The 11,395-nt window shown below is 59.4% G+C and carries 9 protein-coding genes; 4 read left to right on the top strand and 5 right to left on the bottom strand.

Annotated elements, in window-relative coordinates; genetic code table 11:
- Positions 1-131 precede the first annotated feature (131 nt).
- Together OHL21_RS14750 and OHL21_RS14745 are read left to right on the top strand one after the other, a co-directional pair.
- Entirely contained in the window at positions 132-638 is a 507-nt protein-coding gene (locus OHL21_RS14750; protein ID WP_263418043.1) for a YcxB family protein, read from the top strand.
- Positions 639-680: 42 nt separating this feature from the next.
- Positions 681-3,155: a serine/threonine-protein kinase gene (locus OHL21_RS14745; RefSeq protein WP_263418042.1), complete on the top strand. Its 2,475-nt coding sequence runs from the start codon at positions 681-683 to the stop codon at positions 3,153-3,155.
- A 179-nt stretch (positions 3,156-3,334) separates the two neighbouring features.
- On the opposite strand, the gene OHL21_RS14740 is transcribed toward OHL21_RS14745, so the two are convergent.
- Entirely contained in the window at positions 3,335-4,228 is an 894-nt protein-coding gene (locus tag OHL21_RS14740; RefSeq protein ID WP_263418041.1) for a TrbI/VirB10 family protein, read from the bottom strand.
- Positions 4,229-4,545: 317 nt separating this feature from the next.
- Here OHL21_RS14740 and eno point away from each other — a divergent pair, with 317 nt between their 5' ends.
- A complete protein-coding gene (gene eno, locus OHL21_RS14735; RefSeq protein WP_263418050.1) occupies positions 4,546-5,838 on the top strand; it encodes a phosphopyruvate hydratase in 1,293 nt (430 codons plus the stop codon).
- A gap of 135 nt (positions 5,839-5,973) precedes the next feature.
- Entirely contained in the window at positions 5,974-7,581 is a 1,608-nt protein-coding gene (gene gpmI, locus OHL21_RS14730) for a 2,3-bisphosphoglycerate-independent phosphoglycerate mutase (RefSeq protein WP_263418040.1), read from the top strand.
- Between the two features lie 102 nt (positions 7,582-7,683).
- On the opposite strand, the gene recR is transcribed toward gpmI, so the two are convergent.
- The 4 genes from recR to OHL21_RS14710 form a co-directional block, all read right to left on the bottom strand.
- Complete coding sequence (recR, locus tag OHL21_RS14725; protein WP_263418039.1) at positions 7,684-8,283, bottom strand: recombination mediator RecR; 600 nt, start codon at positions 8,281-8,283, stop codon at positions 7,684-7,686.
- Positions 8,283-8,615, bottom strand: coding sequence for a YbaB/EbfC family nucleoid-associated protein (locus OHL21_RS14720; protein ID WP_263418038.1), 333 nt, complete (start codon positions 8,613-8,615; stop codon positions 8,283-8,285). Before OHL21_RS14720 ends, recR begins: the two co-directional genes overlap by 1 nt.
- Before the next feature lie 34 nt (positions 8,616-8,649).
- Positions 8,650-10,746 carry a DNA polymerase III subunit gamma/tau gene (dnaX, locus tag OHL21_RS14715; protein ID WP_263418037.1) on the bottom strand — a complete coding sequence of 699 codons (2,097 nt, stop codon included), beginning with the start codon at positions 10,744-10,746 and terminating at the stop codon, positions 8,650-8,652.
- 82 nt (positions 10,747-10,828) lie between these two features.
- Entirely contained in the window at positions 10,829-11,290 is a 462-nt protein-coding gene (locus OHL21_RS14710) for an SET domain-containing protein (RefSeq protein WP_263418036.1), read from the bottom strand.
- Positions 11,291-11,395: the final 105 nt, after the last annotated feature.

The following is an 11,395-nucleotide window of genomic DNA, read 5'->3' as shown; positions in this document are numbered from 1 at the left end:
CCACGCACTGTCAAACGGGCATGATGGTGATAGTCCATCTGGCCTCCGAAGATTTTGGATTGCTCTCACAATCAGCTTCTTCGTTCTCGGTCAGATGGACAATAACCTATTGAAACTTCACATTTAGAGCCATGACGGTGATCTCGAGGCTTAGTCCAGAGGACTATATTCGTTCGATCAAACTGGCTCGCCGCAAGCGTGGACCTTACGGTCCCCTATGGGTGCTGCAGCGTTATTGGTATCAGGGCGTAGGTTGGCTCTGTCTTGCATTAGCCGGATACAGACTGTTTCTCGGGGAAGTGGATGGCGGCTTGTATGCAGTTGCAGGGCTGGGAGTCTGGTGTGTTTTATTTCTTCCCCTAAGGGAATGGATTAGTAAACGCGACTTCGCAAAAAATGAAAGTCTGCACGTGGACAAAACATATCGTGTCGATGACGATGGCTTATCTCAGATTCGTGGTGAGAATGAGACTAAGGCGACGTGGAAATTCTTTAGTGGTTTCGCTGAAGATGAATCTGTATTCGTGATTTTTCATCGCGGCCGTGGGACATTTGTTCCTATTTCCAAAGCCGGTATGACTGCTGCTGAGTCCGAACAATTCAACATTAGACTCGGCCAGCATTTACCAAAACGATGATGGAAGAATAAAGTTCCACAACCCGCTTGCGATAATCAAGATATGAAGCAACGACAGGTGGAGCAATATGAGATCGTCCGGAAGCTGGGAGCGGGCGGTTCCGGCGTCGTCTATCTTGCCACGGACACGCTGCTGCAACGCCCCGTCGTCCTCAAGCTGATCAAGCGCGGAGCTCTGACCGTCGAACAGATCCGGTCAACCGTTCTGCGTGAGGCTCGGCTCGCCTCCGCTATCGATCATCCGAACGTCTGTGCGATCTATGACACGGGTGAGACCGAGGATGAGGCGTTCATTGCCATGCAGTACATCCCCGGCAAGAGCCTGGACAAGGTCATCAGCGAGGGACCCGCGAGCCTGCAGCTCATCCTCTCAGCAGGCATGCAAATGGCAGACGGTCTGGCAGCCGCGCATGCGCTCGGTATCTTCCATCGCGACCTGAAGCCCGCCAACGTCATGCTGACCGATGGCGGCCTGATCAAGATCCTCGATTTCGGCCTGGCTCGTCGGCTCTCAGCCGAAGACATGCACTTTGACCCGGTGAAGCCAGGCGATAAGCGCGACGCCAACGCTCCGGTGGGGCCCACGTACACCGCCCGCGGAGGAACCGTAGCCTATATGGCTCCGGAGCAATTCGTGACCGGGCAATCGAGCGTGCAGAGCGACATCTTCGCGCTGGGACTCATTCTGTACGAGCTGGCTGCCGGCCGTCATCCATTTCATCGCCCGGATGCGCCGGAGTTTCAGTCGATTCGTGCGATTCAGTTCTCCGATCCGCCGCCCCTGCGTGAGATTGCACCCTCGCTCCCGCAGGAGCTGGAGAGCGTTATCCTCCGCTGCCTCGAGAAGCAGCCGTCGGCCCGCTTCGGAGCGGCCGTAGAACTGCGCGAGAGCCTGAAGACCATTCTGACCACGATGCAGCTTGAAGCTGTGGTGGTACCTGGCGGCTCGCCGCTCGCACGTCCTCTCGAGACCCCGCAGGAGGAAGAGAAGCGCTCTACCGGCATTCTGTCTATGCTCGCCGAGCGTTTTCGTGACAGCACGGAGACGCCTGCCAAAGAAAACTCGATCGTGGTTCTTCCCTTCGTGAACTTCGCTCCGGCAGGGGATGTCTCTCCGCTCTATGGGCATGCGCTCGCCGATGCCATCTCGGCCAGGCTCGCGCGTATCTCAGATCTCGTGGTGCGTCCCACCAGCGCCCTGATGAATGTGCCGGTGCAGCAGCTCGATCCGCTGGCCATCGGCCGCAAGCTGCTGGTGCAGTTTGTGCTTGCCGGGAATTTTCTGCGGTCAGAGAAAGGCTTTGACCTCAATTGGCAGCTATTGGATGTCGCCGGGCAGAGCATTCTCGCCGGCGGCGCCATCAGCGTGGCGTCGTTCGATCTGGTTGCCGTGCAGACTGAGATCAGCAATGAGGTCTTCGCCTCACTGCAGGGCTTTGGCGGTCTGAAACGCAAGCGTGCCGCCGGTGTTCCAAGTACCTCAGTACCGCTGACGGAAGATACCTCGGAGGACTATCTCCAGGGCCGCGCCATTCTCTCCACCTTCATGCAGACGACGGGCTCACGTGACGATCTTGATCGAGCTCGAGACCTGTTGGAGGCAGTGGTAACTCGCAACCCGAACTTCGCTCCTGGATGGAGTGGGCTGGGCATCGCTCAGTTGCAGTATGCCCGTCATGGTATGGGCGGCCAGATGCATCTGCTGGAGGCCCGACGCGCCTTCGATAAAGCGCTATCGCTCGATCCCGGATCGATTGAAGCGAATCTCTATCGCGTCTACATGCTGCTCTCGCGCGGTGAGAAGGAGAGCGTCCGTCACGGAATCGAGCATCTGCTGCAGACCGCGGAGAATGAGTGGAACGTGCATACTATCGCCGGCATCACCTTGCGGCTTGATGGTATGTACGAAGAAGCTCTCGATCAGTTCTCCACCGCGCTGCGCCTCAATCCCTCAGGAGCGCCGAATATCTACAACCATCGCGCCCGCGTGTACCAGTATCAGAACCAGTTGGAACTTGCAGGTGACGAGATTCAGAAGGGCCTGACCCTGCAGCCCGACCACGCCCTGTTACGCATCACCGAGGGATATCAGTTGATGCGTCGAGGAGAGCTGCAGAAAGCCGTCGAGACACTGGAGTCCGTGGTCGCGGACGATCCGTCGCTGCGCATCATCTCGCCGACGATTGCAATGTGCTATGTGCAGCTCGGAGACCGGCAGAAGGCCTCGACCTTCATTCTGGATGAGACGCTGGCGGCCGCCGAGGCAGACTCCGAGATGGCCTATCGCCTGGCCACGTACTTCGCGGTAGAAGGTGACGAGAGCGAGGCATTGCACTGGCTGCGCCGCGCTATCTACCTGGGCAACGAGAACTATCCCTGGTTCTCCATCAACCCGGCATGGAGCAAGCTGCGCGGCCACACGGACTTCGAACGCATCCTGGAAGATCTGAAGAAGAGTTTCCGCCGTAACCAGAAGAACTGGAAGCGCCTGCTCAGCAACGTCAGAAAACTAGGTTGAAAGTTTCAAGTTGAAAGTTGAAGACGTACGGCATCGGAAGGGAAAGTATTGCCAGCCCTTTTGTAGCGTGCAGCGTAATCAGTGATCCAAGCCGCGAATAACGATTCAACCATTCAACTATTCAACACAAAGTAAAGGGGCTGGATTTCCGGCCCCTTTACTTTGCTCTTTACCAGTCTTTAGTTGTGCAGCGGTGTCGTCATCATCGGTACGCTCAGAGCGAAGTCGATGGTGGAGTCCTTCATGATGGTGAGCTGACGGTCCTGCTTCAACCAGACCACGGTCGAGGCTCCCGCGCCGATCCCCGCGCCGACCAGGGCGCCAACACCGCCGCCCACCATGGCTCCCGCAGCGGTGGCGCCCCCGGTGGTAAGTCCCATGGCAGCCAGAGTTCCCTTGGCGTGATCACGGCGAACGATGTTGCCTTCGCTGCCGATACGGGCGTTTCCTTGCTGGTCGGTGTCGATCACCTGGGCATGGACGACGAAGTGGGTTCCGTCAGGCAGGTTGATCTGCTGGGGCTCCAGGTGAATCAGGGCTGCGCCGCGGATACGCTTACCGCCCCGCACTTCTGTCACGCGACCGATCATCTCCGCGCCGGCGGGAATAACGACATGTCCATCGCGCGAGACATCCTGCGCAACACGGGCGTGGAAAGGAGCGCCGATCGGAGTATCGGTGGTGGAGATCTCATCGTTGAGCTGCACGCGGATCAGCGTGCCCTGTGGAAGTTCACCTTTGGGCGAGGGAACGTAGGTCACAACACCACTATCTGGGTCCGCATCCACGTGCGTCTTCAGCTCCGCCACAGCGGTCGGCGCAGGGGCTGCCGGTGCCGGCTTGGGTGCGGCCACGGGGGCCGGCATGGTCTGAACGGGAGCCGGAGCAGGTGCGGGTTCCTCGCCGAGGGCAGGTGGGACCGTCGCGACCGGTTTGGCTGCGCTCGGCTTCTGTGGGGCGGCGTCCTGCGTGTAGTCCTCTTTGGGGGGCACGGACACGCCGCTTTGTTGCGCAAACATCGGCGCAATCGATAGAAGCAGGGCAGCGGTGGATACAGAGTGCTTGACGGACATAAAACCTCGCGCGCGCAGGAAGCGCAATCCTATAGACCAAGCGTAGCCCCATAGGTTGCGCCTGTGACCCCCTGGGAATCTCTGTTGCTAACACTGCTACGGCATCGTTAAAGCTGGCGTGGTCAGTCCTCTGGGCGGTTTTCGGCTGCTAAAATTTTCTAGAACCGAGAGTTTTTTGTATGGCAGAGCTTGTCGAGATGATCGCCGGAGTCGGTGGCAGCGCTATCGCTGTCGACCGCCGTCCGAAACTCAACGACCGCCTTGCCCATCGCATTGTGCGCCCCTCGGGCGTGCTGTCTACAGATTTGAGGAGAGAGATGACCGAGATTGTTTCCATTCACGCCCGCGAGATCCTGGATTCGCGTGGAAATCCGACCGTTGAGGCCGATGTCCTGCTCGCCGGTGGCGCGCTTGGCCGTGCCGCTGTGCCCTCCGGCGCATCTACCGGTGAACACGAGGCTGTTGAACTGCGTGACGGCGACAAAGAGGTCTACCTCGGTAAGGGCGTACTGCAGGCAGTCGAGAACGTCGAGAGCATACTCGCTCCGGAGCTGGCCGGTATGGACGCCAGCAACCAGCGCCTGATCGATGCAACGATGATCGCGATCGACGGCACGGAGAACAAGAGCAAGCTGGGCGCCAACGCCATCCTGGCCGTTTCGATGGCCACCGCTCGTGCCGCAGCCGCACAGCTCAAGCTTCCCCTGTATCGCTACCTCGGCGGCGTGAATGCATGCATTCTGCCCACGCCGATGATGAACATCCTCAACGGCGGCGCCCACGCCGACAATACGGTCGACTTCCAGGAGTTCATGGTCATGCCCGTCGGCGCGGAGAGCTTCTCTGATGCGCTGCGCTGGGGCACGGAAGTCTTCCACACGCTGAAGGGTGTGCTCAAGAAGAAAGGCCTGAATACCGCCGTGGGTGACGAAGGTGGCTTCGCTCCTTCGCTGAAGTCGAACGTTGAGGCTATCGAGGTGATTCTCGAGGCGATCGAGCTGGCAGGATATAAGGCCGGGGAGCAGATCGCCATCGCGCTCGATCCCGCCTCGTCTGAGTTCTACAACAAGGAGACGGGCAAGTACGTCTTCAAGAAGAGCGACAAGCGTGAGCTGAGCAGCGAAGAGATGGCATCGTTCTGGGAGAGCTGGTGCCGCCAGTACCCGATCGTCTCCATCGAAGATGGTCTGGCTGAAGATGACTGGGCCGGCTGGAAGCTGCTGACCGATAAGATCGGCAACTTCGTGCAGCTTGTCGGCGACGATCTCTTCGTGACCAACTCGCGCCGCCTGCAGCAGGGTATCGAGCAGGGCGTAGCCAACTCCATCCTGATCAAGGTAAACCAGATCGGCACGGTCTCGGAGACGCTGGAAGCCATTGCTCTCGGCCGCCGCTACGGATACACCTCGATCATCTCGCACCGCTCGGGCGAGACCGAAGATACCTTCATCGCCGATCTGGCGGTGGCGACGGGTGCGGGACAGATCAAGACCGGTTCGGCCAGCCGTACGGATCGTATCGCCAAGTACAACCAGCTTCTCCGCATCGAAGAAGAGCTGGGCCAGGGCGCTGAGTTCCTCGGAATTGAATCCATCAACTGCGGTGAGTAGGCAGTTGCGAGAGGTCTTCTTCAACTTCCTTTGCGATGATGGGTGCGCTGCTACCGGGCAGCCGCACCCATTCTTGCAATAGGGCTGAGCCGCAGGCAGCCGAAGCAGTACACCAACGCGGAAAGTGAATCTGTAATGTCAAAGAACAAGCCGCTCGTCCTGACCATCCTGGATGGATGGGGTATCCGCACCGAGACCAAAGGCAACGCCATCGCCCTCGCCCGCAAGCCGAACTACGACCGTCTGCTGGCGGAGTATCCCAACACGACGATCCGCGCCAGCGATCACTTCGTCGGTCTGCCGGACGGACAGATGGGCAATTCTGAGGTCGGCCACCTGAATATCGGCGCTGGGCGTATTGTGCGCATGGATATCGTTCGTATCGATGAGGCGGTTGCAAAGGGCGACTTCTTTACCGACCCCGCTCTTCTCAAGGCGATGCGGGTTGCCGCCAATGGCCGTTCGCTGCACCTGATCGGCCTGGTGTCGGATGGCGGTGTGCACTCGCACCAGCGGCATCTCTATGCGTTGCTGAAGATGGCGGCCCAGCAGGGCATCAAGGATGTCTTTGTGCATGCCTTTATGGATGGCCGTGACACGTTGCCGAGTTCCGGAGCAGGCTACCTGGAGGAGCTCTTCCAGAAGTTCCGTGAGTACGGCGTGGGTAAGCTGGCATCTGTCAGCGGACGTTACTACGCCATGGACCGCGATCTGCGCTGGGAGCGGGAGGCCAAGGCCTTCGACGCAATGGTCAAGGGCCAAGCTGAGGGCGGAGCCTATGAGGACGCCATCGCCCGTGTTCGTGAGTGCTACAACAATGGCGTTACCGATGAGTTCATCGTGCCCTTTGTCGTCACTGAGCACGGCAAGCCGGTAGCAACCATTCAGAATGAAGATGCGGTCATCTGCTTCAACTACCGCGCAGATCGTGTTCGCCAGATTATTCGTGTGCTGGCCCGCAACTCGCATCTCACGGCCAATGAAGGCCGCGAACTGCCTAAGGCCGAAGAGCTCGATCTGGAGATTCCTCGCAACACTGTGCCGAAGAATCTGCACGTGGTGACCATGACGCAATACGACAAGAACTTCTCAATCCCCATGTACCTTCTGCCGGAGAGCATGGATAATCTCCTGGCCAACGTGATGGGTAACGCTGAGCTTCGCAATCTGCGCGTGGCGGAAACGGAGAAGTACGCGCACGTCACCTACTTCTTCAACGGCGGTATCGAGAAGCCGTTCGCTGGAGAGGAACGCGAACTGGTGCCTTCGAAGAAGGTTGCGACGTACGATCTCGCTCCGGAGATGAGCGCCGAAGGTATCGCTGAAGTTGTCGAGAAGGCCGTCAACGATACAGCCTTCGACGTGATCGTTGTGAACTTCGCGAATGCAGATATGGTGGGCCACTCCGGCAAGATCGAACCCACAGTCAAAGGTGTAGAGACGGTCGACTACTGCCTGGGACGTCTTTACAAGGCCATCAAAGCCCGTGAAGGCGCGATGATTGTAACGGCCGACCACGGTAATGCGGAGATGCTGATCGACCCGACCACGGGAGGCCCGCACACGGCGCACACTACCAACCCCGTGCCCTTCATCCTGGTGACCGATCAGGGGCGAAAGGTCGGCGTCCGCGAAGGTGGCTCGCTGCGCGATATCTCTCCGACGATTCTTGGGCTCCTTGGAATCCCGCAGCCCAAGGAGATGACCGGTGGTGACCTGCGAGTGCTTCCTCCAGCGAAGTAGAGCGTAGCCGTAAATTTAACCAACCCATGCACTGGGTGCCCCATATCCCCTTGGGACATGGGGCCGCCTTATCTTCCCAAGAAAGATCGCGCAAAGTGATCTCTAAAGCTGACGGCGGTTGTCGAGAGCGCGGCTCAGCGTGATCTCGTCGGCGTACTCAATATCGCTTCCCGCAGGAACACCGGTGGCGATACGGGTGACCGGAAGGGCGGGAGCCAGCTTGTGGATTTCCTGCGCTAAATAGTGGCTTGTTGCCTCGCCTTCCACCGTAGGGGAGAGTGCGAGTATTACTTCCTCTATATCGGATAAACGGTTGAAAAGGTTGGTGGTTCGGAGTTGCTCGGGGCCTATCCCGTTCACCGGAGAAAGCGTGCCGTGAAGGACGTGGAAAACTCCGTTCCAGGTCCGCGTCTTTTCGATCGCGCCGATGTTGGTTGGCTCCTCCACGACGCAGACCAGCCGCTGGTTGCGGGTGGGGCTGGAGCAGATGGCGCAGGGATCAACGTCAGTGATGTTGTTACAGCGCGAGCACAAGCGAAGGCTCGCCTTGAGCTGAAGAATCGCTTTTGAGAGAGCTTCGGCGTCGGTGGTGCTGGAGCGCAGGATGTGAAAGGCGAGCCGCTGGGCCGATTTGGTACCGATGCCGGGAAGCTTGCGCAACTCTTCGATCAGCCGCGCCATGGGTTCTGCGAAGCGGGCCATTACGTCAGTCCGGGAATGTTGAGACCGCCAAGGGCTGACTGAACTCCCTGTTTCATGATCTCGTCGGCTTTGCGGCCGGCTTCATTGATGGCGGCCTTGATCAGGTCTTCGAGCAGCTCAATATCGGCAGGCGCCCCCATGCCCGAGGAAAAGGCCGTAGGATCGATTTTGAGAGAGAGCAGCTCTTTCTTGCCATTCATGCGAGCCGTAACCATTCCCCCGCCCGAGGAGGCTTCGACCTCGGCCTGGCGGAGCTTCTGCTCCATCTGCTCCTGCATCTGACGGGCCTGGCCCATCATCTCTTTCATCTTCGCGATGTCGGAAAAGTTCATACGTTGTTGGACGGTTTTTCGATCGGTTAAGGGTCTATTTTTCGCGCAGGTCGATGACGGTTCGGATCTCTGCGTTGAAGAGCTTCTGTGCCTGCTGCACGATAGGATGCTCCATCGCTGCGGCCTTGACGGAGCCTGCGGCTGCAGGCCGGTCCTTCTTTGCTGCGGCATTGGCTGCGGAGCCGGGCAGCAGGACCAGTTTCAAGTCTGCGGCTCCTTGCAGCCGTAGCGAGGTCTTGATGATCTTCTCCGCCTCTGCGTTGATCAGCAGCTTCAGCATGCCAGCAGAGAGAGTCGTCTGGACGCGTAGTTCGTTGCCTTCGATGGTGAAGGTGGACTCATCCATCTGATCGGCGGCGGAGCTGTGGCCCTTGCTGGCGGAGAGCTCATTGACAATGGCGTTTTGCAATGCCGCGATGTCATAGCCTCCTGCAGCCTGGCCTGCTGCTGGGCTTGGCGTTGCCACTGCTGTAGCGACCGGGGCAGGAGCCGGAACCGCTACCTCAATTGGGGGTGCAGGCGGAGCCATGACAGGAGCAGGTGGAGGAGCCATCACTGGTTCAGCAATCGGCTCGGCGAATACAGCGATGGAGGGCACCACCGGTTCCGGCGCGGTGAATGGAATCGCCGGCGTTGTCTCCACCACTGACTCAGCGACCATGATCGGGGCTGCGACCTCTGGCACGGGAGCGGCTGCCGGAAGCACAGGCTCCGGAGCTAGTGCGAGATTGCCGGCTGTCTGATCAATAGGAATGACGTTATTCAGCGTCAGTCGCGAAGACATCTCTGTCTTGCGCGAGCGGTCTGCTTCAAAGGGAGAGAAGGCGGGCTTTGCCGGAGCGGCGGATGTAGCCGAGGTAGAGCTTCCAGGCTGGCCACCAGAGGGACGTGCCGGCGGAGGCGTCGCGGGTCGCACCGGCGGCGCTGTCGCCGGGCGTGAGCTTGTCCCGGTCGGCGCAGGGAGTTGGCTGAGCAGGTCTTCGACCGGCAGCAGCCGCTGCAGGTGAACCAGCTTCAGCAAACCGAGCTCAAGATGGAAGCGAGGTTCCTGCCGGAAACCGAGATCGTCAAAGGTACGCAGCATCACCTGGAGAAAACGCGTCAGCTCTTCTTCGGTGAAGAGTTGGGAGCTGCGGGCGGCACGACGGCGCTCATCCTGCGAAATTTGCAGCAGGTCGCTCTGATTGTTCTCTTCGGTCAGGTTCGCGATCTTGGCGACGACGCAGTTGCGCAGGTAACGCACAAACTGACGGGAGATCTGTGTTGGGGAGTTACCGGCATCCAGCAGCCGGGCTGCCGTCTGAATCACCACGGCAGATTGGTTTGCGCTGACGGCCTCGAGCATCTCTTCAAAGACTGTGTTCGGTACGCTGCCCATCAGGTCGCGAATCTGGGTAGCGACGAGTTGTGCCTTGCCGTCCACCATCGGGGCAGAGGCGATGGCCTGGTCCATGATGGACAGTGCATCGCGCATGGAACCGTCGCCCGCTTCCGCCAGAAGGGCGAGTGCAGCATCATCCGCAGCGACATCTTCCTGCTGGGCGATGCCGCGCAGCTCGGCCAGAATGTCGTCATGACGAACCGCGTGAAAGCTGAAGTGCTGGCAGCGTGAGCGGATGGTCTGCGGAATGTTCTCCGGCTCGGTGGTCGCCATCATGAAGACGATGTGGTCAGGTGGCTCCTCCAGCGTCTTCAACAGGGCATTGAAGGCGGCATCCGTGATCTGGTGCGCCTCATCGAGAATGTAGATCTTGTAGCGGTCCCGCGCCGGACGGTAGCGGGCGGCATCGCGCAGCTCGCGAATCTCGTCGATACCGCGGTTCGTGGCGGCGTCGATCTCGATCACGTCGACGGCATTGCCCTGGCGGATTTCGATACAGGAGTCGCACTTCAGGCAGGGCTCCGCAGTTGGGCGCTCGGCTGAGCCGATGGCATTACGGCAGTTCAGCGCGGACGCAAGAATGCGGGCGATGGTGGTTTTTCCGATGCCGCGATGGCCCGAAAAGATATAGCCATGCGCGATACGCTGCTGTTCCAGCGCATTGATGAGCGTCCGGGTGACGTGATCCTGTCCGGCCACGTCGGCAAAACGGAGAGGGCGATACTTGCGTGCAAGAACCTGATAGGCCATTGTTACTGGCGTTGATTGTATCGCCGCGTGGGGTGTGGAGAGGCGGGTACGGGATTATCCTGCCGCCCGCGATGATGAAAATTCAGGCCCGGCCGACTTTTGCTGTACGTGCGGCTATGCGCTTACGGCGCCGGATCTCTTCTTCACTGAACATCGTGCCGCGGCAGACAGGGGCGCCGCAGTAGCAGGGCTGGTCCTCTTCGTCGGAGTCGTAGAGGTTGTACTCGTACGTCAGCTCTTCGCCGGCAGCAATGTTGCGGATCGCGACGACAAAGACACGCTCGTCGATCTCCTGCGTCTCGCAGTTTGGGTCGCAGGAGTGATTGATAAACATTGCCGCGCCAAAGCCATCGATCACCGTATTGCGATCGCCCACGCCGAACAGGTAGGTGACAAAGCGGTCGGCATAACGTTCGTCGGCAACATCCTTGGTGATGCGCGGGCCGTCATATTCAACAATGCGTGCACCCTTGCGGATAGGCGTCGTGGTATAGCAGCCGGCTGCGTGAATGGCACTGGAGCGGATGACGAGAGTTGCTGGCATAGGTTGTGTATGGGTGTATCCCTGTGGGGAGAGAGTAGCACGGAACGGCTGTGAACAAATGAGTGACGTGGGTTGGCGGCGCCACCGGTCACGGCGTCTAATACG

Source organism: Terriglobus albidus, from assembly GCF_025685425.1.
Taxonomy (GTDB): Bacteria; Acidobacteriota; Terriglobia; order Terriglobales; family Acidobacteriaceae; genus Terriglobus; species Terriglobus albidus.
Note: the sequence above shows the minus strand (reverse complement) of the source record. Positions and strands in the feature narration are given on the sequence as shown.